21 protein-coding genes are annotated in these 19,519 nt (G+C 72.2%); 7 read left to right on the top strand and 14 right to left on the bottom strand.

Annotated features, from left to right (window positions below):
* Nucleotides 1-58: 58 nt before the first annotated feature.
* From E5082_RS11735 to E5082_RS11720, 4 genes are all read right to left on the bottom strand, one after another.
* Nucleotides 59-2,011, bottom strand: coding sequence for an APC family permease (locus tag E5082_RS11735; protein ID WP_135791176.1), 1,953 nt, complete (start codon nt 2,009-2,011; stop codon nt 59-61).
* A 348-nt stretch (nt 2,012-2,359) separates the two neighbouring features.
* Entirely contained in the window at nt 2,360-2,890 is a 531-nt protein-coding gene (locus tag E5082_RS11730) for a universal stress protein (RefSeq protein ID WP_135791248.1), read from the bottom strand.
* Between the two features lie 184 nt (nt 2,891-3,074).
* Nucleotides 3,075-3,275 carry a DUF5999 family protein gene (locus E5082_RS11725; RefSeq protein ID WP_030808771.1) on the bottom strand — a complete coding sequence of 67 codons (201 nt, stop codon included), beginning with the start codon at nt 3,273-3,275 and terminating at the stop codon, nt 3,075-3,077.
* A 374-nt stretch (nt 3,276-3,649) separates the two neighbouring features.
* Nucleotides 3,650-4,234, bottom strand: a complete 585-nt coding sequence (locus tag E5082_RS11720) for a hypothetical protein (protein ID WP_135791175.1) — start codon at nt 4,232-4,234, stop codon at nt 3,650-3,652.
* Between the two features lie 579 nt (nt 4,235-4,813).
* Between E5082_RS11720 and E5082_RS11715 the strand changes: the two genes are divergently transcribed.
* Both E5082_RS11715 and E5082_RS11710 read left to right on the top strand, forming a co-directional pair.
* Nucleotides 4,814-6,331: a glutamate-cysteine ligase family protein gene (locus E5082_RS11715; RefSeq protein WP_135791174.1), complete on the top strand. Its 1,518-nt coding sequence runs from the start codon at nt 4,814-4,816 to the stop codon at nt 6,329-6,331.
* Between the two features lie 211 nt (nt 6,332-6,542).
* Entirely contained in the window at nt 6,543-7,310 is a 768-nt protein-coding gene (locus E5082_RS11710) for a CPBP family intramembrane glutamic endopeptidase (protein ID WP_135791247.1), read from the top strand.
* Here E5082_RS11710 and E5082_RS11705 read toward each other — a convergent pair.
* The 4 genes from E5082_RS11705 to E5082_RS11690 form a co-directional block, all read right to left on the bottom strand.
* Complete coding sequence (locus E5082_RS11705) at nt 7,307-8,119, bottom strand: PhzF family phenazine biosynthesis protein (RefSeq protein WP_135791173.1); 813 nt, start codon at nt 8,117-8,119, stop codon at nt 7,307-7,309. The two genes, E5082_RS11710 and E5082_RS11705, sit on opposite strands and share 4 nt — an antisense overlap.
* A 74-nt stretch (nt 8,120-8,193) precedes the next feature.
* A complete protein-coding gene (gene nadE, locus E5082_RS11700; RefSeq protein ID WP_135791172.1) occupies nt 8,194-9,024 on the bottom strand; it encodes an ammonia-dependent NAD(+) synthetase in 831 nt (276 codons plus the stop codon).
* 88 nt (nt 9,025-9,112) lie between these two features.
* Nucleotides 9,113-9,694, bottom strand: coding sequence for a DinB family protein (locus E5082_RS11695; RefSeq protein ID WP_135791171.1), 582 nt, complete (start codon nt 9,692-9,694; stop codon nt 9,113-9,115).
* A gap of 66 nt (nt 9,695-9,760) precedes the next feature.
* Nucleotides 9,761-10,498 carry a VOC family protein gene (locus tag E5082_RS11690; RefSeq protein WP_135791170.1) on the bottom strand — a complete coding sequence of 246 codons (738 nt, stop codon included), beginning with the start codon at nt 10,496-10,498 and terminating at the stop codon, nt 9,761-9,763.
* 152 nt (nt 10,499-10,650) lie between these two features.
* Here E5082_RS11690 and E5082_RS11685 point away from each other — a divergent pair, with 152 nt between their 5' ends.
* Complete coding sequence (locus tag E5082_RS11685) at nt 10,651-11,274, top strand: PadR family transcriptional regulator (RefSeq protein WP_135791246.1); 624 nt, start codon at nt 10,651-10,653, stop codon at nt 11,272-11,274.
* A gap of 24 nt (nt 11,275-11,298) precedes the next feature.
* Here E5082_RS11685 and E5082_RS11680 read toward each other — a convergent pair whose 3' ends face one another.
* On the bottom strand, nt 11,299-11,472 hold the full coding sequence (locus E5082_RS11680) for a hypothetical protein (RefSeq protein WP_135791169.1): 174 nt from the start codon (nt 11,470-11,472) through the stop codon (nt 11,299-11,301).
* A gap of 218 nt (nt 11,473-11,690) precedes the next feature.
* Between E5082_RS11680 and E5082_RS11675 the strand changes: the two genes are divergently transcribed.
* Complete coding sequence (locus E5082_RS11675) at nt 11,691-12,242, top strand: Clp protease N-terminal domain-containing protein (RefSeq protein ID WP_135791168.1); 552 nt, start codon at nt 11,691-11,693, stop codon at nt 12,240-12,242.
* Nucleotides 12,243-12,315: 73 nt separating this feature from the next.
* Complete coding sequence (locus E5082_RS11670) at nt 12,316-13,308, top strand: EamA family transporter (protein ID WP_373310020.1); 993 nt, start codon at nt 12,316-12,318, stop codon at nt 13,306-13,308.
* 13 nt (nt 13,309-13,321) lie between these two features.
* On the opposite strand, the gene E5082_RS11665 is transcribed toward E5082_RS11670, so the two are convergent.
* The gene (locus tag E5082_RS11665; RefSeq protein WP_135791166.1) at nt 13,322-14,008 is read right to left on the bottom strand and encodes a pyridoxamine 5'-phosphate oxidase family protein; all 687 of its coding nucleotides are present in this window, start codon (nt 14,006-14,008) and stop codon (nt 13,322-13,324) included.
* Between the two features lie 48 nt (nt 14,009-14,056).
* Here E5082_RS11665 and E5082_RS11660 point away from each other — a divergent pair, with 48 nt between their 5' ends.
* On the top strand, nt 14,057-15,385 hold the full coding sequence (locus E5082_RS11660) for an aminotransferase class I/II-fold pyridoxal phosphate-dependent enzyme (RefSeq protein ID WP_135791165.1): 1,329 nt from the start codon (nt 14,057-14,059) through the stop codon (nt 15,383-15,385).
* 23 nt (nt 15,386-15,408) lie between these two features.
* Here the strand turns inward: E5082_RS11660 and E5082_RS11655 are convergent, their stop codons facing one another.
* The gene (locus E5082_RS11655; RefSeq protein WP_190045249.1) at nt 15,409-16,365 is read right to left on the bottom strand and encodes a DMT family transporter; all 957 of its coding nucleotides are present in this window, start codon (nt 16,363-16,365) and stop codon (nt 15,409-15,411) included.
* A gap of 74 nt (nt 16,366-16,439) precedes the next feature.
* Here E5082_RS11655 and E5082_RS11650 point away from each other — a divergent pair, with 74 nt between their 5' ends.
* Nucleotides 16,440-17,342 (top strand): LysR family transcriptional regulator, encoded by a 903-nt coding sequence (locus E5082_RS11650; RefSeq protein WP_135791163.1) that lies wholly within the window; start codon nt 16,440-16,442, stop codon nt 17,340-17,342.
* Nucleotides 17,343-17,346: 4 nt separating this feature from the next.
* Here E5082_RS11650 and E5082_RS11645 read toward each other — a convergent pair whose 3' ends face one another.
* The 3 genes from E5082_RS11645 to E5082_RS11635 form a co-directional block, all read right to left on the bottom strand.
* The gene (locus E5082_RS11645; RefSeq protein ID WP_135791162.1) at nt 17,347-17,817 is read right to left on the bottom strand and encodes a pyridoxamine 5'-phosphate oxidase family protein; all 471 of its coding nucleotides are present in this window, start codon (nt 17,815-17,817) and stop codon (nt 17,347-17,349) included.
* 17 nt (nt 17,818-17,834) lie between these two features.
* A complete protein-coding gene (locus E5082_RS11640; protein ID WP_135791161.1) occupies nt 17,835-18,266 on the bottom strand; it encodes a Rieske (2Fe-2S) protein in 432 nt (143 codons plus the stop codon).
* Nucleotides 18,267-18,397: 131 nt separating this feature from the next.
* The gene (locus E5082_RS11635; RefSeq protein WP_135791160.1) at nt 18,398-19,114 is read right to left on the bottom strand and encodes an HAD family hydrolase; all 717 of its coding nucleotides are present in this window, start codon (nt 19,112-19,114) and stop codon (nt 18,398-18,400) included.
* Nucleotides 19,115-19,519 lie beyond the last annotated feature (405 nt).

Here is a 19,519-nt window from a genome sequence, read left to right as displayed (position 1 = left end):
GATCGAGAGGTGGGCGACCAGGCATGTGGGCGGGCTCCGGGCGGGACGCGCCAGCGTGTCAGCCGGTGTGCACGCGGGGGCGGCGGGCCCGGTCCGGCTCCGCCTCGCGCAGTATCTCGCGGGTGACCGGGGCGACCTCGCCCTGGCCGAAGAGGAAGAAGCGCAGGAAGTTGGCGAACGGATTGCCCTCGGTCCACTCGAAGTAGATGTGCGGCGTACGCCCGGTCAGGTCACGTACGTGCAGCAGCAGGGCGGCGAGGGCGTTGGGGATGGAGGAGGACTCCACGGTCAGCACCCGGTAGCGGTTGTGCAGGACCTCGCCGCGCACGGTCAGACACGTCTCGAACTCAGAGGGATCGGCCACCGTGACCTCGGCGAAGACGAAGTCCTCCTGCTCGGGCATGTCGTTGTCGGCACGGATCTGCTCGATCTTGTCGCGGTACTCGGCCCGGTCACGGTTGTCGGGCTCGTTGGCGATGAACCGGATCTTCCGGCTGGCCATGTCCCGGACGAACCGTTCCGCCATCGGGTCCATCGCCACGCTGGTCACCCGCAGCTCGAAGGAGCGGGCCAGCCGGGACAGCAGGGAGACCAGCATGATGCCCGCGATGAAGCAGGCGCCGATCTTCACGCCGTCCGGGCGCTCGATGACGTTGGCGACCGTGGTGTACAGGAACACGGCGGAGATCACGCCGAAGCCGATGGTCCAGCCGCGCTGACCGGCCTTCCGGGCGGCGATGGTCACCGCGATGGCGGCCGAGCTGATCAGCACCAGCACACCGGTGGCGTAGGCGCCGCCCTGTTTGTCCACGTTGGCGTCGAAGAGCCAGGTGACCAGGAAGGCGATCAGGATGAAGACGATGACCATCGGGCGCACCGCGCGGGCCCAGTCCGGGGCCATGCCGTACCGGGGGAGGTAGCGGGGCATCAGGTTGAGCAGGCCGGCCATGGCGGAGGCGCCGGCGAACCACAGGATGGCGATGGTCGAGACGTCGTAGACCGTGCCGAACGCGTTGCCCAGGTACTCGTGGGCGAGGAAGGCGAGGGCGCGGCCGTTGGCCTGGCCGCCCGGCTTGAACTCGGCGGCCGGGATGAGCAGCGTGGTGATGAAGCTGGTGGTGATCAGGAAGCAGCTCATGATCACGGCGGCGGTGGTGAGCAGCTTCTTGGTGTCCCGGATGCGGCCCGCCGGGTGTTCCTCGGTGTCGCCCGCGTCGCCCTGGACGTGCGGCATCACGGCGACGCCGGTCTCGAAGCCGGACAGGCCGAGGGCGAGCTTGGGGAAGACGATCAGGGCCACGCCGATCATCACGAAGATGCTGCCGTGCTGGACGGTCAGTGCGTTGGCCCAGTCGGTGACCACGTGCTCGGCGGTCAGCACGTGCCACAGACCAGTGATCACCACCACGAGGTTGAGCCCGAGGTAGATGCCGACCAGGGCGACCGCGACGCCCATGGCCTCCAGGAAGCCCTTGAGGAAGACCGCGCCGAGCAGCGCCACCAGGATCAGCGTGATGAGCATCTGGTGGCCGCCCAGCGTGCCGGTCAGATGCGGGTTCTCCACCAGGTGGGTGGAGGCGTCGGCGGCGGAGAGGGTGATGGTGATCAGGAAGTCGGTGGCCGCGAACCCCAGCAGGGTCAGCACGAACAGCTTGCCCTTCCAGAAGGACAGCAGCCGCTCCAGCATGGCGATGGAACCCTGCCCGTGCGGGCTCTCCTGCGCCACCCGCCGGTACACCGGGAGGGCGCCCGCCAGGGTGACGACGACCAGCACGATGGTTGCCAACGGGGAGAGCAGACCGGCCGCGAGGGCGGCGATGCCGGGCTGGTAGCCGAGGGTGGAGAAGTAGTCGACGCCGGTCAGGCACATCACCCGCCACCAGCGCTGGCCCCGGTGCGGGGGTTCCGGCTCGGCGTGCGGACCGGTCAGGCCACCCCGCTTGCCCATGTCGGAGAGCCCCTGCAGCATCCAGCCGCGCAGACGGCTGGGAGGGTGCTCGGTCGTGGCCATCGGCGTGCTCCAGGTGGTGCGGCTCGGCTGCCTGCGGTCACTGCCTGCGGTCGCGCGGACAGCCGGACCAGCGTATGCGGAGAGTGACGCTCGCCCCATGGATTCCGGGGCGGGGAGGCGTCAATCCTGCGTTAAGAATGGGCCGACGGGGGCTGCTGACGCACCGATAAGTGAAGGCCCGGAGCCCGCCTGGACGGGAGACGCGGTGTGCGGGCGGCGCCGGAAGAGGTTGCGGGGGCTCCGGGCGCGGACACCGAGCGTCATCTCGGGCGAGATCGTCGGGCGGTCGTCCGCACCCTGTCCATGCTGCCTCGCGTGGGGGCGGTCCGCAGCCCAGCGGGAACGGGGTCAGAGGCCGCGGATGTCCATGCGCCAGTGCCAGGTGTTGCGGCGATGGACGGCCGTCAGGTCGGACTCCAGCGGGGAGGGCGGCACCGCGAGCACCGGGCAGCGGGCGTGGGCGAGGCACTGCCGGGAGACCCGGCCGGAGAAGGCCCGGCGCAGTCCCCGGCGGCCCGCGCCGACCACCAGCAGGTCGTCCTCGCGGTCCGCGACCGCCAGCAGCGCCGGGCCCGGAGTGCCGCGCACGATCACCGCGTGCAGCGGCAGGCCGGGGCCCTCCTCGCCGAAGAGGTCGTCGAGCAGGGAGGTCAGGCGGTGTTCCGCCATCCGCTGCCATTCCTCGGTCAGCGGGTCGGCGACGGGGGAGCGCCGGCCGGCCGGATCGCCGCCGGGCGGCGTCCAGGCCAGCACCGGCCACAGCTCGGCGGCGAGCCGGTGGGCGAGCGCGGTGGCCCGGCGCAGGACCGTGACGCTGCCCAGGGAACCGCTCACACCGACGACCACCCGTGTGGCCCAGGGGGCGTTGTAACCGGACATCACTTCACGCTCCTCGGGGAGGGACCGCTCGCGCATCCTGCTTCCATCCCACCCCGGTCCGGCCGATTCGACCAGCCGGCCTCGGCTCCCCGGCCCCGGACGCGCGTCGGGGCCGGTGCGCACCGTGTGTGCGTCCGGCCCCTGCGTTCGTCGGGCGGCCTCGGCGGGCCGCCTCAGGTGCTGCTCAGGCGGCGGTCATGAGTGCGCCGAGCGGGCGGTGGGGGGCGATGACCCGGCCGTCGGGCAGCAGCTCGCCGGTGTCCTCGAAGAGGAGAACGCCGTTGCACAGCAGACTCCACCCCTGTTCCGGGTGGTGCGCCACGAGACGGGCCGATTCGCGGTCGGCGGACTCGGCTGGCGGGCAGGTCGGTTGATGCTGGCACATGGGCGGGATCTCTCGCTTTGTCGTGGTCATGTCCGTCCCCCGTGGTGAAACATCGGTCGGAATCCAGTGTTGCCCGCTGGGCGTCGTTCCGCAGGGATTTCGCAGCACCGCTCCTTACTCGTTCATGACGCATCACCCTGGCGGACGGTTCAATCCAACCGCACTGTCCCTTTGGGTGGTTCGTTGTGGCCGGAAAGGGCTAGTCCACTTGGGGGAGTGGCGGCCATTCGCTCACAGGAGCGGGCAATTACTCGCACGAGCGAAATGTGTGGGGCTCACGGAAAGGGCGCGCACCCCGAGCAGGAATCCGGCGTACCCGGAGAAAAGGCCGTACCCCGCTTCCGCGCGGGGAAGCGGGGTACGCGGGTGGTCGGTCAGGCGGGTGAGCCGAGAAGGGGCACGGGAGTCGCGCGATGGGTCAGCACCGGCAGCAACTCCGAGACCCGGTGCGGCCGGTGGGCCCGGATGCCGGGCGGCGCCGGGGCGAGCGGGACCAGGAGATCGGTGGCGGCGGGGTGGCCCTCGGCCGGGTCGGCGCCGGGATCACCATGCAGCCACAGGGTGAGCATGTACAGGCCCGGCACCGAAAGCAGGCGCGGCTGGTAGGGCTGGAGCAGCGCCTCGGCCTGCTGGAGCGCCCGCTCGGTGGACGGGATGTAGGGGCCCTCGAAGAAATGCGAGAAGGCCCAGCCGTCCGGGGTGAGTACGGTGTCGGCCGCCGCGACCGGGCGGTCGCCGGCCCGGATGACGAACCGCCACCCCGTCAGCCGCGTCGCGGACAGGCCCTTGGGGGTGATGTGGTCCAACACGTGCAGGGCGAGCGGGAGTTCTGGCGTGACCGGGCCCTGCGCGGCACGCAGGGCGGGGGTGCGCGCCTCTCGGACCGCGGTGGGGGAACCGAGGGCCGTGAGGACGGAGTGCAGTGCGGGCGCGGGCGCGGGGGGCACGTGCAGCGGCATGGTGGGTCGCCTCTCGTTCGACAGGCGCGGCGGCGCGAGAAGGGTGGGGCGGACGGCACTGTCTGCTCACAGGTGGAGGGCCGGGGGCGGCGGGGCCCGGAGCGGACGCGAATGCGACGGAGATTCGCCGGTCGTCGACCGACGGACGGAATGCGGCGGAAACGCGTCAGAAACCGGTACCGAGGAACCATCCTTCGGCCCTGTCCGCGAAGTTTATACGACACGTGTTCACCCGTTGTTTCGGCTATCCGATTCCGATGATCCGGGCAAGGCGATATCCGGTCGCGGATACGTGCTGAACATCCCGATTTCCCCGGCCGCGGAGGTCCGCTGACCTCGACGGACCCCGCCCGCGCGGTCGGCCGGTTGTCGTCGGCGTTTTTCACGAGGCGATCAGGGCACCCGAAGATGCGTGATGCGGCATGCCTAGTGAATGTGCCGCAGGACACTTCCGTCAGAATAATGGGCGGCGAGGCCGGATGCGGCGTTATCGATCGCTTCCGCTGGGCATCATCCCAACCGATCCGGGAGCCCCGGCGGCCGGACCCTCGGGCCGCCCATCCGAGGAGGGACACTTCCATGGGGGAGAAGGTCGTGGCAGGCCCGTTCGACCTGTCCGATCGCCAGCGCTACCGTGAAAAGCTCCAGAAGTGCCTGGCGGGACTGGAGCGACTGCTGGCCGAGAAACGGTTCGACCGTCCCAAGAACCTGATGGGGCTGGAGATCGAATTGAATCTCGCCGGCCCCGACGGTATGCCGAAAATGCTGAACGGCGAGGTACTGGAGCGGATCGCCAGCCGCGATTTCCAGACCGAACTCGCCATGTTCAATCTGGAGGTCAACATAGCCCCGCACCGGCTGGGCGACCGGGTATTCGACCGGCTCGCGGAGGAACTGCGCACCTCCCTCGCCTACGCCGACCGCAAGGCGGGAGAGGTGGACGCCGGAATCGTGATGACCGGCATCCTGCCCACGCTCGGCCGGGACGACCTGGTCTCGTCCAACCTCTCCGAGGTGGACCGGTACACCCTCCTCAACGACCAGATCGTCGCCGCGCGCGGTGAGGACTTCCGGCTCGACATCGAGGGTGTGGAGCATCTGCGCTGCACCTCACGCTCCATCGTCCCCGAGGCGGCCTGCACCTCGGTGCAGCTCCATCTCCAGGTGACGCCCGACCGGTTCGCCGATGTGTGGAACGCGGCGCAGGCGGCCTCGGCCGCGCAGATCGCGGTCGGCGCCAACTCGCCGTTCCTGTTCGGGCACGAGCTGTGGCGCGAGTCCCGGCCGCCGCTCTTCATGCAGGCCACCGACACCCGCCCGCCCGAGCTCCAGGCCCAGGGCGTACGGCCGCGCACCTGGTTCGGCGAGCGCTGGATCACTGGCGCCCACGACCTGTTCGAGGAGAACCTGCGCTACTTCCCGCCCCTGCTGCCCATCTGCGACGACGAGGAGCCGCTGGAGGTCCTCGACGCCGGCGGCGTGCCCAGGCTGGCCGAACTCGTCCTGCACAACGGCACGGTGTACCGCTGGAACCGCCCGGTCTACGACATCGCCGACGGCGTTCCCCACCTCCGGGTGGAGAACCGGGTGCTGCCCGCCGGGCCCACCATCACCGACGTGATCGCCAACGCGGCCTTCTACTACGGTCTGGTGCGCGCGCTCGCCGAGGAGTCCCGCCCGGTGTGGTCCCGGCTGCCCTTCGAGGCCGCCGAGGCCAACTTCGACGCGGCCTGCCGGTACGGCATCGACGCCCGCTTCACCTGGCCCCGGCGCGGCCGCTACGGCGGTACGGCCGAGGTCGACGCCGTCACCCTGGTCCGCGACGAGCTGCTGCCGATGGCCGCCGCGGGACTGGACGCGTGGGGGATCGAGGCGGCCGACCGGGACTTCTACCTCGGGGTCATCGAGGAGCGGTGCCGCAAGCGGGTCAACGGCGCTTCCTGGCAGGCGGCCACCTTCCACCGCGCCCTGGAGAAGGGGCACGGCCGGGAGGAGGCGCTCGCCGCGACGACGCGCCGGTACGCCGAGCTGATGCACGCCGGGGAACCGGTGCACACCTGGCCGGTGGGGGTGCCGGAGCCGGTGCCGCTGGGCTGAGGAGGTTTTCCAGGGGGGTCTTCCAAAGGCCTTTTCCGGGGTTACGGCCGTACGCGGGTGTTCCGTCCGCGTACGGCCTTGCCGTGTGCCACCCGGTGCGCGGCCCGGCCGGGTCCTTCTGCGATCCTTTGCCCGAACGCAGGCGCGCGGGGGCAGGTGGAGCCGCCCGGCGCCCGGAACGCGGGTGGAGGCGGAACCGGTGGCCGAGTCCATGGCATGGCAGCAGCCCTCGCGGCGGATGCTGCGGGACGAGACGCTGATCGTGCTGGGCCTCTCGCTCGGGGCGAGCGGGGTGTCCGCGCTCATCAGCTTCATCGGGTCGGTCACCAAGCCCGGCGGGCTCAAGGACCAGGCGGCCACCCTCAACGCCTCCGCCGCGCCCGGCCGGCCCTGGCTCGATCTGGCCTGGCAGCTCTTCGGTATCGCGTCCGCGCTCGTGCCGGTGGCACTGGTGGCGTACCTGCTGTGCCGGGAGGGCGAGAGCCTGCGTGTGATCGGCTTCGACCGGGGGCGGCCCTGGTCCGACCTGGCGCGTGGCGCCGCCGTCGCGGCCGTGATCGGCAGCACCGGGATCGCCTTCTACCTGGCCGCGCGCGGGCTCGGCTTCAATCTCACCGTGGTGCCCGAGGCGCTGCCCGACGTGTGGTGGAAGTACCCGGTGCTGGTGCTGTCCGCCCTGCAGAACGCGGTCCTCGAAGAGGTCATCGTCGTCGGCTATCTGCTGCGCAGGCTGCGCCAGTTGGGCTGGAGTCCGGGGACCGCGCTGGTGGCCAGCGCGGTCCTGCGGGGCTCGTACCACCTCTACCAGGGCATCGGCGGCTTCATCGGCAACATGGTGATGGGCGTGGTGTTCGTCTGGCTCTACCGCCGCTGGGGCCGGGTCGGCCCACTGGTCGTCGCCCACTCACTGCTCGACATCGGCGCCTTCGTCGGCTACGCCCTGCTGGCGGGCAAGGTGGGGTGGCTGCCGACTCCCTAGGCCAGGAGTTCGCCGTCGATGACGGTGACCGCGCGGCCTCGGAGCAGGGTGCGGTCGCCGCGCAGGCCGGTGCGGATCAGGCCGGCGCGGCGGGACGCCTGGAGGCCGGTGAGGTCGTCGCGGTCCAGGCGCGCGGACCAGTAGGGGGCGAGTGCGGTGTGGGCGCTGCCGGTCACCGGGTCCTCGTCGATGCCGACGTTCGGGAAGAAACAGCGGGAGACGTAGTCGGCGCCCAGCGTGGGGTCCTCGGCGCGGGCGGTCACGATCACGCCCCGGCTGGAGCAGCCGCCGAGCGACCGGTGGTCCGGGGTCAGTTCCAACACCGTCTTCTCGTCGGCCAGTTCCACCAGCAGGTCCCCGACGTCCGGCCCGGTGTCGAACGCGGCCACCGGCTCCGCGCCCAGCGCCTCGGCGAGCCCCGCGGGGGCCTCCACCTCGGTGAGCGGGGCGGTGGGGAAGTCCAGGGTGATCTCCCCGTCCTCGTGCGGCGTGGCGACGACCACCCCGCTGCGGGTGGCGAACCGCACGAGGCCCTCGTGGGCGCCCGTGGCGTACAGCACGTGCGCGGTGGCCAGCGTGGCGTGCCCGCACATCGCCACCTCCGTGACCGGCGTGAACCACCGCAGCGCCCAGTCCGCCTCCCCGCCCCCGGGCAGCCGGTGGGCGAAGGCCGTCTCGGAGTGATTGACCTCGGCGGCCACCCGCTGAAGCCAGTCGTCGTCGGGGAACACGTCGTCCAGGAGCAGGACCCCGGCGGGGTTGCCGGTGAAGGGGCGGTCGGCGAAGGCGTCGACGATTCGGATGCGCATGCGCAGACCCTAAGGGGTCGAACGAGCCTGCGGCCAAGGCCAGTTGAGCAGGAGTGGCCCTGGCCGGGCGGAGCTCAGGGAGCCAGCGGGAGCTGGCGCTTGTGTGCGGTGTGGTGGTAGCGGTCGACGATCGTGGTGTAGGCGGGGTCGGGGACCGGCTTGCCTTCCAGGAGGTCGTCGATGTCGTCGTAGGTGACGCCGAGGGCGGTCTCGTCGGACTTGCCGGGGTCGAGGGTCTCGAGGTCGGCGGTGGGGGTCTTCCAGACCAGCTCGGCGGGGGCGCCGAGCGCGTCGGCCAGGGCGCGGACGCGGCGCTTGGTGAGGCCGGTGAGGGGGACGACGTCCGCCGCGCCGTCGCCGTACTTGGTGAAGAAGCCGGAGACCGCCTCCGCCGCGTGGTCGGTGCCGACGACGAGGCCGTCCTGGGCGCCGGCCACCGCGTACTGGGCGATCATGCGCTGGCGGGCCTTGATGTTGCCCTGCACGAAGTCCTGGTGGTACGCGTCCCGGAAGACCACGCCGCCGGCCACGACCGCGTCCAGCGCGGCGTCGCTCGCGGGGCGGATGTCGACGGTCAGGGTCCGGTCGGGGCGGATGAACTCGAGTGCGCGCTGGGCGTCGGCCTCGTCGGCCTGGACGCCGTACGGCAGGCGCATCGCGTAGAAGGTCGCCTCGTGACCGGCCGCGCGGGCCCGCTCGACCGCGAGCTGGCACAGGCGGCCCGCCGTGGTCGAGTCCACCCCGCCGCTGATCCCCAGCACCAGTGAGCGCAGGCCCGTGGAGGTCAGGCGCTCGGCGAGGAAGGCGGTGCGGCGCTCGATCTCCTGCTCCGCGTCGAAGGACTCGGAGACCTGGAGATCACGGGCGATCTCCTTCTGCTGCGGCGTGGGGGCCAGGTCGGTCATGCTGCTCGTTCCTCACACTTCGGCGGCGGCCCTCACCTGCGGACCGCTGCCATTCTGACAAACGCCGGGCGGGTCGGTGCGCGACGGGTCAGGCGTCCCGCGCCGCGCGCTCCACCCGTGCCCGGTGCCCCGCCCACCAAACGGGGTCGTCCGACGGCAGGCTGGTATTCCCCCGGTCCATCCCGGTCTTGCCGTCCACCAGCTCCCGGACGATGTCCGCGTGCCCGGCATGCCGCTGGGTGTCGGCGAGGACGCGTACGACGGCGTGGTGCAGAGTCACCTCGTCCCGGCCGCTCGGCCACCAGGGCACCCGGCCGACGGTGTCCAGCGGGAGTGCCTCGACCGTCGCGTCCGCGTGCGCCCAGGCGCGCCGGTACAGGCCCGTGATGTCGGCACGCGACTCCTCGGCGGTGGCCCACATGTCCGCGTTGACCTCGGCGTCCTCCCCGAGCCACGGCAGCGGCTCACCCGAGGGCCGCCCGAAGGTGTCGCCGAGATACCCCAGCTCCACCCCGGCCGCGTGCTTCACCAGGCCCAGCAGGTTGGTCCCGGTCGGAGTGAGGGGGCGACGGGCGTCGTACTCCGAGAGCCCCTCGAGCTTCCAGAGCAGGGCTTCGCGGGCGGACCTCAGGTAGCGCAGGAGGTCGGCCTTGGGATCGGGCGTGGTCATGGGGTGGGTTCGTCCCGGAAGTCGTCGGCCGGGGTCTCCCGGCGGTGGATGGTCGGGCGGTGCGCTCTACAGCGGGACCAGGAGGCAGAACTCGTTGTTCTCCGGGTCGGTGAGGACGGTCCAGGAGACGTCGCCCTGGCCGAAGTCGAGGTCGGTGGCTCCCAGGGCACGGAGGCGGTCGGCCTCGGCGGACAGGTCGTCGCCGGGGTAGGGGCGGAGGTCGAAGTGGACGCGGTTCAGGCCGGTCTTCGGATCCGGGGTGCGGATGAATTCCAGGTAGGGGCCGACGGACTTGACGGACCGGAGGCGGGCGATGTCGTCGGTGACCTCGTGCACGTTCCAGTCCATGGCCTCGCCCCAGAAGCGGGCCATGGCGTGCGGGTCAGCGCAGTCGACGACCACCGCGGCGACCGGGCCGGTGTGCCGGTAAAGATCCCGGGGCTCCAGTACGCAGAACTCGTTGCCCTCGGGGTCGGCCAGGACGGTCCAGGGGACGTCGCCCTGGCCGATGTCGACGGGGGTGGCACCCAACTCCGCCAGCCGGGCGAGCAGTTCCGACCGGTGGGCCTCGGAGGTGGTGGCGAGATCGAGGTGGACGCGGTTCTTCACCGTCTTCGGGACCGGCACGTCGAGGATGTCGATGCAGACGGCCTCGGGGGAGGGGTACGTGACGCCCTCGGGTTCGACGTTCGTCTCATCGGGCGTGTCCCCGGTGACCTTCCAGCCGAGTGCCTCCGCCCAGAACCGCCCGAGCGCGGACTTGTCCGTGGCCTTCATCGAGATCTGCACCAGACGCGTCGTCATGCGGGGGATCGTATGCCCGCGCGGTGAGGGGCGGCCAGCCGGTTTCTTCGCGCAGGGGCTTGTCGGTGAGCAGTTCACCGATATATCGTTGACGTGTCGCGTAAGGAACGCGATCGGATGTGATGGATCGACAACAGAACGGAGTGATCGTGATGCACGGTCATGGATTTCTGCGCGGCCCCTGGGGCGCCGGTCCGGGTCCGCACGGCCGGCCCGGGTTCGAGGGGGAGCGGGGGGCGTTCGGGCCCTTCGGGCCGGGTGGCCCCGGATTCGGTGGGCCGATGTTCGGCGGACCCGGATTCGGGGGCGGCCGTGGACGCGGCGGGCCGAGGGGGAGGGCGCGGCGCGGTGATGTGCGGGCCTCGATCCTGGCGCTGCTCAAGGACCGCCCGATGCACGGCTACGAGATGATCCAGGAGATCGCCGAGCGCAGCGGCGGCGCGTGGAAGCCGAGCCCCGGCTCGGTGTACCCCACGCTGCAACTGCTGGAGGACGAGGGCCTGATCGTCAGCGAGAGCGAGGGCGGCAAGAAGCTGTTCGCGCTCACCGAGGCCGGCCGTACCGCCGCCGAGGAGGGGCCGGACGCGCCCTGGGAGGAGGCGTCGCGGAGCGTCGACTGGGAGGCGCTCAGCGAGATCCGCCAGGCCGGGTCCGGTCTGATGGAAGCCTTCGGCCAGGTATGGAAGACCGGCACCGAGGAACAGCGGGTCAAGGCGCTGGCCGTCCTCAACGACGCCCGCAAGAAGCTGTACCTCATCCTCGCCGACGAGGCCTGAGCCCTGGCCGGCGTGCGCCGGGGATCAGGCCGTCGGCACCCGGCGTATCACCGCCGCGTCGAACAGGTCCCACGCCCGTGGGAAGGGGCCCTCGTCATGGCAGTGCCAGGCGTCCCAGAACAGGTCGGCGGGCAGAGCGTCCCCCGGGGCGTACACCCGGTAGACGTACTGCTTGCCGTCCACCGCCGGCAGGCCCACCAGCCAGCACGGGCATCCTTCCTCCACTTCATGTGAGACGTGTGAGGGAGCCGTGGGGTTGCGCGGGGGCGAGTGCCGGGCCGGGCGCCCCCTGGGGAGAAGGCGCGGCCTCATCCGTGAGGAGGAGACGGCGTACGCCGTTCTCCACTCTGCGTGGGACGCGCGAATGGTTCCCCTCGCGGATGTGAAGAGGCCGCCGTGACTGATGGGGTGGGACCGTGGAACCCCGTACAGCCGGTCGGACCGTCCCCGACGAGGGCGGCGCCGGCGCACCGGACGACACCGGACTCGACGCAACGCTCGCCGCGGTCGTGGCCGGTGCCCGCCGCCGCGCCGTGCGGGACGGCGACCGGCAGATCGACACCGCCCACCTGCTGCACTCCCTCCTCGACGCGGACCCCGAGGCCCGAGCCGCCATGGGCCCCCACCTGGTCCGGCTGCTCGGCTACCTGGTGCAGCGCAGCATCGGCTACGGGCTCGGCTGGCAGCGCGTGGCGGAGGGCGGCGGCACACCGGGTGCCGTACCGAGACCGGTGCGGGACGACGGCACCTTCGAGGGTCCCGAGCGCTGGTCGCCCCTCGCGGCCGAGGCCATGCGGGACGCCCGGCGCCGCGCCGACCGCCGGGGCGAACTCCACGCCGCCGGCCTCGATCTGCTCGCCGCCCTGGTGGCCGACCCGCGCTCCCGCGCCGTCGAGGTGCTGGAGCACGCCGGAATCCCGGCGGGCGCCCTGGCGGCGAGAAAGGCACCCCGCGCCACGGGCGGGTGAGCCCCCGCGTCCATCTTCTGAGACAGGTGTCAACAGGGGTGACGCTCATGTCATCGCCTGTCATCATGTGCGCGTGCGTACGTCCGGAAACAGTGGCAGCGGCCGGGGCGCCGGGCTGGGCCTCGCGCTCGTCTCGGCCCTGGCCTTCGGCGGGTCGGGAGTCGCGGCCAAGCCCCTGATCGAGGCGGGCCTGGACCCGCTGCACGTCGTCTGGCTCCGGGTGACCGGTGCCGCCCTGGTGATGCTGCCCCTCGCCGTACGGCACCGCGGGCTGCTCCGCCGACGCCCGGCGCTGCTCGCCGGGTTCGGGCTGCTGGCGGTCGCCGGAGTGCAGGCGTGCTACTTCGCCGCGCTCTCCCGCATCCCGGTCGGGGTCGCGCTGCTCGTCGAATACCTGGCCCCTGCGCTGGTGCTCGGCTGGGTGCGCTTCGTGCAGCGGCGGCCGGTGACCAGGGCGGCCGCGCTCGGTGTGGTCCTCGCGGCCGGCGGACTCGCCTGTGTGGTGGAGGTGTGGTCCGGGCTCCGCTTCGACGCGCTCGGCCTGCTGCTGGCCCTCGGCGCCGCCTGCTGCCAGGTCGGGTACTTCGTGCTGTCCGACCAGGGCGGTGACGCGGGGGAGCGGGCACCCGACCCGCTCGGCGTGATCGCGTACGGCCTGCTGGTCGGCGCCGCCGTGCTCACCCTCGTCGCGCGGCCCTGGACCATGGACCGCTCGGTGCTCACCGGCACGGCGCACCTCGACGGCACGCCGGTGCCCGCGCTCGCGCTGCTCGTCTGGATCGTGCTCGTCGCCACGGTCGCCGCCTACGTCACCGGCGTGCTGTCCGTACGGCGGCTGTCGCCGCAGGTCGCCGGGGTCGTGGCGTGCCTGGAGGCGGTCATCGCCACCGTGCTGGCCTGGGTGCTGCTCGGCGAGCACCTCTCGCTGCCGCAGGTGGCCGGGGGCGCGGTCGTGCTCCTCGGGGCGTTCATCGCCCAGTCCTCGGCGCCGGCCCAGGGGGTCCCCGAGCCGGTCGCGGAGGGGGGCGCGGAACGGGAGCTGTCGGCGCGGGGGACCGCGGCCTAGGCTCCCGCGGGGCCTACTTCGTCAACTCCGCCAAGTAGGCCGGCAGTTCGGTGCCGGGGGCCAGGTCGGCGTCGGCGAGCGGGGTCGCGTAGGTCTTCTGTACGGGGACGACTCCGGCCCAGTGCGGCAGGGTGAGATCCTCCGGCTCGTCGTTGACGCCGCCGGTGCGGACCTTGGCCGAGACCTCCTGCAGGTCCAGCCGGATCACCGCCGTCGCGGCCAGTTCCTTGCGGTTGGCGGGGCGGGAGTCGGCCGAGCGGCCCGGCACCACCTGGTCCACCACGGCGTCCAGCGCGATCCGGCGCTCCTCGGGGTCGGTGACCTCGTACGCCACGCCGTGCACCACCACCGAGCGGTAGTTGATCGAGTGGTGGAAGGCGGAGCGGGCCAGCACCAGGCCGTCGACATGGGTGACCGTCAGGCACACCGGGAGTCCCGGATCTGCGGCGCCGGTCATCCGCAGCGGACGCGAACCCGTGGACCCGTGCACGTACAGCCGCTCGCCGACCCGGCCGTACAGCGTGGGCAGCACCACGGGGGCGCCGTCGCGGACGAAGCCGAGGTGGCAGAGGTAGCCCTCGTCGAGGATCGCGTGCACCGCCTCCCTGTCGTACGACGCACGCTGCGGGGCCCTGGTGGGCACGGTGCGGTCGGTCGGTGCGTACTCGGCCTGCGGTGCTGCCTGTCCGGTGCCCTGCATGGCGGCCCTCCCTGGACTGCTGGATTGTACTAGTGCATAATTGCGTTTGTGCTAGGAGAGTATCCGATTCAGGGGCGCGGCGCAGCGGAGATCGCGGCCAGCGTCGAACACGCGGTCGGCTCCGGGGAGCTGCTACCGGGTCAACCGCTGCCCCCCATGCGGGAGTTGGCGGCCCGGCTCGACGTCAATCCCAATACGGTCGCGGCCGCCTACCGCACCCTGCGCGAGCGCGGGGTGATCGAGACCGCCGGCCGCCGGGGCAGCCGTGTCCGCCCCAAGCCCGCCACCACGGGCCGCGAAGAGCTGCGTGTGGACGTGCCGGAAGGCGCGCGCGACCTGTCCACCGGCAACCCCGACCCGGCGCTGCTGCCCGCCCTGGGCCCGGCGTTCGCGGAGGCCGCCGCCCGCGCGGACCGCGCCCCGGCGCTGTACGGAGACGACCCGGCCGACCCGGACCTGGTGCGCGCCGCCCGCTCGGCGCTGGACGCGGACGGGGTTCCGGCCGGGCCGCTCACCCTCACCTCCGGCTCGCTCGACGCCATCGAGCGTGTCCTCGCCGCGCATCTGCGGCCCGGCGACGCGGTCGCCGTGGAGGACCCCGGCTGGGGGAGCGTGCTGGACCTGATCCCGGCGCTCGGGCTGCGGGCCGTACCCGTCGGGGTGGACGACGAGGGCCCGCTCCCCGCCGAGCTGGACGCCGCCCTGCGCGCCGGCGCCCGCGCGCTGCTCGTCACCACCCGTGCCCAGAACCCCACCGGCGCTTCGGTGAGTGCGGCCCGCGCCCGCGAACTCCGTGCGGTGCTGCGCGAGCACCCCGGTACCGTGCTGATCGAGGACGACCACGGGCACGGCTTCGTCGACCTCCCGGCGCACCCCCTGGCGGGCGCCACCCCGCACTGGGCCTTCGTCCGCTCCGTCTCCAAGACCTACGGCCCCGACCTGCGGCTCGCCGTCCTCGCCGGGGACACCCGCACCGTCGACCTGGTACGCGGACGTCAGCGGCTCGGTCCCGGCTGGGTGAGCCACCTCCTCCAACGGGCCGTCGTCCGCCTCTGGGCCGACGGCGCGGCGGGGCCGGAGGTGGCCGCGTCCTACAGCACGCGCCGCGGGCGCCTGCTCGACGCCCTCGCGGAGCGCGGCGTCACGGCCCACGGCCGCAGCGGCATGAACGTCTGGGTGCCGGTCCCCGACGAGACCGGCGCCGTCGCCCGCCTCCTCCAGTCCGGCTGGGCCGTAGCCCCCGGCGCCCGCTTCCGCCTGAACTCCCCGCCCGCGATCCGCATCACGGTGTCCCCGCTGGCCGAGGCGGACATCGTCCCGCTGGCGGAAGCGGTGGCGGCGGCGGTACGGCCGTCCCCGGCGCGGTCGTACGGGTAGGGGCGGTCGTGCGGGCGGGGCGGTCAGCCCTTGCGCCTGACCTGTGTCAGCGCCGCCCCCGCGATCACGATCGCCGCGCCCACCGGTGTCGTCCAGTGGAGGGACTCGCCGAGGATCGTCACTCCGGCGACCGTGGCGATGACCGGGACGAAGTAGGTGACCATCTGGGCCGTGGTGGGGCCGACCTCGGCGACGAGGCCGTACTGGACGAGCATGGCGAGGCCTGTGCCGAGGGCGCCCAGGGCGGCCACGGCGAGGAACGGGAGTACCGGGAAGTGGGCCGGGAGGGTGGTGAACAGGGGCGTGACCAGGGCGAGTTGTGCCGTGGCGAGGAGGAGTTGCGCGCCGGTCATCGAGAGGTGGGAGTCGGTGGTGCCGGCCAGGGTGCGGCGGACGTAGATCCAGCCGACGGGGTAGCTCAGAGAGGCCAGGAGGGCCAGGGCGGTGCCCCGTGCGTCCAGGCCGTGGAAGCCCTGCCAGGCGCCGAGGACGGTCAGGACGCCGAGGAAGCCGAGGCCCAGTCCGGCGACGCGGACGCGGGTGGGGCGGTCCTCGGAGAGGGCGACCAGGGAGAAGGCCATGCCCCACAGCGGGGAGGTGGCGTTGCAGATGCCGGCCAGCGTGGAGGGGATCGTCAGCTCGGCGAACGCGAAGAGCGAGAAGGGCAGAGCGTTCAGGAAGAACGCGGCCACGGTCAGGTGCGCCCAGGTGCGGCCCCCGCGCGGCAGCCGCTCCCGCTTCACGGCCATGGCGGCCACGAGCACCAGCGTGCCGAACAGCAGGCGGCCCAGGGTGACCTGGAAGGGGGCGTACGCACCCGTGCCCACCTTGATCAGGAGGAAGCTGAAGCCCCAGATCAGGGACAGCAGGCCGAAGCGCAGCCGCCAGTCGAGCAGGCGGGGCGGCCGAGCGGTGGGGGCCGGGGCTGTGGGGGACTGGGCGGCGGGGGACTGGGGCCGGGAAGGGATGACCGTACTCATGCCGTCAAAGATGCGGTACGCAACTTCGTAGCACAATCGAGAATGTGAGCGCGATGCCGTTTAGGATCGCTTACATGTTGAACCTGGAGCGCCTGCGTACCCTGCACGCCTTCGCCCGGCACGGCTCCGTCAGCGCCGCCGCTGAGGCGCTGCACGTGACCACGTCAGCGGTGTCCCAGCAGCTCGGCAAGCTGGAGCGCGAGGCCGGACAGCGGCTGCTCGCCAAGAACGGGCGCGGAGTGCGCCTCACCGACGCCGGACGCCTGCTGTCCGAGCACGCGGCCCGCATCCTCTCCCAGGTCGAGCTGGCCCAGTCCGACCTGGAGGCACACCGCGGCCAGGTCGCCGGGGAACTCAGGATGTCCGCGTTCCCCACCGCGGCCCGCGGCCTCTTCCCCGCCGCGCTCGCCGCACTGCGCGCCCAGCACCCCGCCCTGCGGCTCCGCTCCTGCGAGCTGGAGCCCGAACTCGGCGTCGCCGGGGTCGCGCGCGGCGACCTGGACCTCGCGGTCGTCCTCGACTGGTACAACAAGCCGATGCCGGTGCCCGACGGGCTGGTCAAGGAACCCCTGCTGGACGACCCCGCCGAGGTCGCCCTGCCCGCCGGGCACCCGCTGGCCGGCCGGGACGAGGTCGACCTCGCGGAGTTCGCCGGGGACGAGTGGATCACCTGGGGCGAGGGCGAGTTCTGCCACGAGTGGCTGCTGTTCACCCTGCGCTCCAAGGGCGTCGAACCCATCGTCGGCCATCGCGCGGGCGAGACCCACACCCAACTCGCGCTGGTCGCCGCCGGGCTCGGGGTGTGCATCGCGCCCCTGCTGGGCCGCGACCCCGTACCGCCCGGCGTCGTCCTGGTCCCGCTCAAGCAGCGGGTGCGGCGGCACGTCTACGTGCTGTGGCGCGCGGACGCCGACCGGCGGCCCTCGATCCGGGCCGCCGTCGACGCCCTGCGCACGGCGGCCGCGCGGCTCGGCTGAACCCTCAACGCCCGCTGAGCTTGCGGAAGTCCCAGGACACGACCTTCTCCGGGGTCAGCCGGGCCCAGGCGTGCCGCCCGTCGTGCGGCATCTCGTCCATGCCGAAGTTCTTCCGTGCGAACAGCGTCTCCACCGTGTCGAGTTCGGCGCACAGCTCCCCCGTGCGGGGCACCTCGCCCACGAACTCCACCCGCCCGGACAGCTCGGCCCCCCGCAACTGGTCGTACTCCTCACCGGAGTCGACGACCACCGCCACCCGCGCGTCGTTCCGGAGCTGGGTCCAGCGTCTGCTTCGCACCACGGAGTAGAGCCACAGCGAGGTGCCGTCCCAGACGAACCACAGCGCGCTCACGTGCGGGGTGCCGTCCGCCGAGACGGTCGCCACCCGGCAGGTGCGCTGACTGGTCAGGAACCCGTCCAGCTCGCCGGGCGTCATCATGATCTTCCGGCCCCGGCGCTGCTGCGTGACGGTCATGCGGCCCCCCTTCCCGGTCAGGCCAGCTTGATCTCGTCGCCGGACACGCTGATCTTCTGCTCGGGCAGCGGAGCCGTGGCCGGCCCCTTTTTCACGCTGCCGTCGGCCACCGAGAAGTGGCTGTTGTGGCACGGGCAGACGATCACCCCGTCCGCGACACTGCCCACCGCACACCCCTGGTGCGTGCACTTGGCGGAGAACGCCTTGTACGTACCGGCGCTGGGCTGGGTGACCACCACCCCCTGGTCCTTGAAGATCTTGCCGCCGCCCTCGGGGATGTCGGCCGTCTTGGCGAGGGCGTCCCCGGCGGAGCCGGAGCCGGCCGCGTCCGAGTCGCCGTCTCCCGAACCGCACGCCGCCAGCGCCACGGTGAGGCCGGCCGCTCCCGCCGCGGCGATCACGGTACGCCGGTCCGGTCCGGCAGTGGGTCGGGGCGTTGCGCTGGTCATGGGCGTTTCCTTCCGCCTGGGTGAACGTTCTTGATCCGTCCAGGGGTACGGCCCCGTGGCACCTGACGTTCACCGACGGCCCCGATCCTCGCCGCCCGGGCATGAGGACGGCGTAAGAGGCGGCCCCCGGATCAACTCCCGGCGAGCGGCGCCCAGGTGTGCACCCAGGTCAGCAACTCCGCCGTGTGCAGGGTGGGTACCCACAGGTCGGCACGGTGCGCGTCGTCCCCGTCCGGCCGGGGGCCGACGCCCACGACGCGCAGCCGGGCACGGCGGGCCGACTCCACGCCGGTCAGGGAGTCCTCGACGGCGAGGGCCTCCTCCGCGTCCACCCCGCACAGCCGGGCCGCCGTCTCGTACACGTCCGGCCACGGCTTGGGGCGGACCGTGCCGGTGTCGCCGGCCGAGGCCGGGGAGGGGACGACGATGTGTGCGAAGTGGGCGCGCAGACCCGCCCGTTCGAGGCTCGCCTCCACCACCTCCGCGGGGCAGTTGCTCGCCACGGCGAGGGGGAGTCTGCCGGAGAGCAGGCGCACGAGGTCGACGGCGCCCGGCATCGTCACCGGGTCGTCCGCGACGAGGTCGAGGAAGTGGTGGAGGAGGGCGGCCGTCAGGTCGGTGGTCAGCTCGGGCTTGCGCACCGCTTCGGCCATCAGCCGCCCGCAGTCGGCGTAGTGCACTCCCTTGGCCTGGTCGGCGAAGCCCGGCGGGGGCTGGAGGCCGAAGCCCCGGAAGGCCCGGCCGCGGGCCTCCTGCCAGTGGCGTTCGCTGTCCATCAGCGTGCCGTCGCAGTCGAAGACGACGGCCTTGGGGGACCAGCCCAGCAGTTGATGACCCGTGGTGGACACAATGACCTCCCTGGAACGGGCATTCCCGGCATAGCTCGGGAAACGGAAACATCGTGGCCGCTACGTTATTTGCGCGCTAAGAGTGAGGAAATAACTACAAGGAGTTATCGACGGCGACGGGTTTCGGGGTGTATGTGCCCTCTTGGTGCCCGGCGGCGGGAGTGGTCACCGAGGACGCCAACGGCGTTGTGCGAAAGCACAGTTGAGGCATGTTCACCACGGGGCCGGCCCCGATGCACGAGGGCCGCCGCTCCGCCGGCGAAGCACTGAAACGGAGGGGTTGCGCACCCTTTACCACTCGCCCGCGTTCATCCTCGAAAGAAATGCGCAATTACCGCGCGAGTGTGGTTGCAGTTGCTCCCGGCGCACGCGGGCGCATTACATTCTCCGGAGTCGGGAACGTTG

This window comes from Streptomyces griseoluteus (genome assembly GCF_004784465.1).
Lineage (GTDB): Bacteria > Actinomycetota > Actinomycetes > Streptomycetales > Streptomycetaceae > Streptomyces > Streptomyces griseoluteus.
This window is presented reverse-complemented; position numbering and strand designations above follow the sequence as displayed.

What these genes read in the sequence shown, in the direction of transcription:
- E5082_RS11730 (WP_135791248.1), bottom strand. Translation starts at nt 2,890, where the DNA reads ATGTCCGGTTACAACGCCCCCTGGGCCACACGGGTGGTCGTCGGTGTG.
- E5082_RS11695 (WP_135791171.1), bottom strand. Translation starts at nt 9,694, where the DNA reads ATGACCACGCCCGATCCCAAGGCCGACCTCCTGCGCTACCTGAGGTCC.
- E5082_RS11665 (WP_135791166.1), bottom strand. Translation starts at nt 14,008, where the DNA reads ATGCAGGGCACCGGACAGGCAGCACCGCAGGCCGAGTACGCACCGACC.
- nadE (WP_135791172.1), bottom strand. Translation starts at nt 9,024, where the DNA reads ATGACCGACCTGGCCCCCACGCCGCAGCAGAAGGAGATCGCCCGTGAT.
- E5082_RS11640 (WP_135791161.1), bottom strand. Translation starts at nt 18,266, where the DNA reads ATGACCAGCGCAACGCCCCGACCCACTGCCGGACCGGACCGGCGTACC.
- E5082_RS11725 (WP_030808771.1), bottom strand. Translation starts at nt 3,275, where the DNA reads ATGTGCCAGCATCAACCGACCTGCCCGCCAGCCGAGTCCGCCGACCGC.
- E5082_RS11705 (WP_135791173.1), bottom strand. Translation starts at nt 8,119, where the DNA reads ATGCGCATCCGAATCGTCGACGCCTTCGCCGACCGCCCCTTCACCGGC.
- E5082_RS11655 (WP_190045249.1), bottom strand. Translation starts at nt 16,365, where the DNA reads ATGAGTACGGTCATCCCTTCCCGGCCCCAGTCCCCCGCCGCCCAGTCC.
- E5082_RS11720 (WP_135791175.1), bottom strand. Translation starts at nt 4,234, where the DNA reads ATGCCGCTGCACGTGCCCCCCGCGCCCGCGCCCGCACTGCACTCCGTC.
- E5082_RS11685 (WP_135791246.1), top strand. Translation starts at nt 10,651, where the DNA reads ATGCACGGTCATGGATTTCTGCGCGGCCCCTGGGGCGCCGGTCCGGGT.
- E5082_RS11710 (WP_135791247.1), top strand. Translation starts at nt 6,543, where the DNA reads ATGGCATGGCAGCAGCCCTCGCGGCGGATGCTGCGGGACGAGACGCTG.
- E5082_RS11715 (WP_135791174.1), top strand. Translation starts at nt 4,814, where the DNA reads ATGGGGGAGAAGGTCGTGGCAGGCCCGTTCGACCTGTCCGATCGCCAG.
- E5082_RS11645 (WP_135791162.1), bottom strand. Translation starts at nt 17,817, where the DNA reads ATGACCGTCACGCAGCAGCGCCGGGGCCGGAAGATCATGATGACGCCC.
- E5082_RS11650 (WP_135791163.1), top strand. Translation starts at nt 16,440, where the DNA reads ATGTTGAACCTGGAGCGCCTGCGTACCCTGCACGCCTTCGCCCGGCAC.
- E5082_RS11735 (WP_135791176.1), bottom strand. Translation starts at nt 2,011, where the DNA reads ATGGCCACGACCGAGCACCCTCCCAGCCGTCTGCGCGGCTGGATGCTG.
- E5082_RS11690 (WP_135791170.1), bottom strand. Translation starts at nt 10,498, where the DNA reads ATGACGACGCGTCTGGTGCAGATCTCGATGAAGGCCACGGACAAGTCC.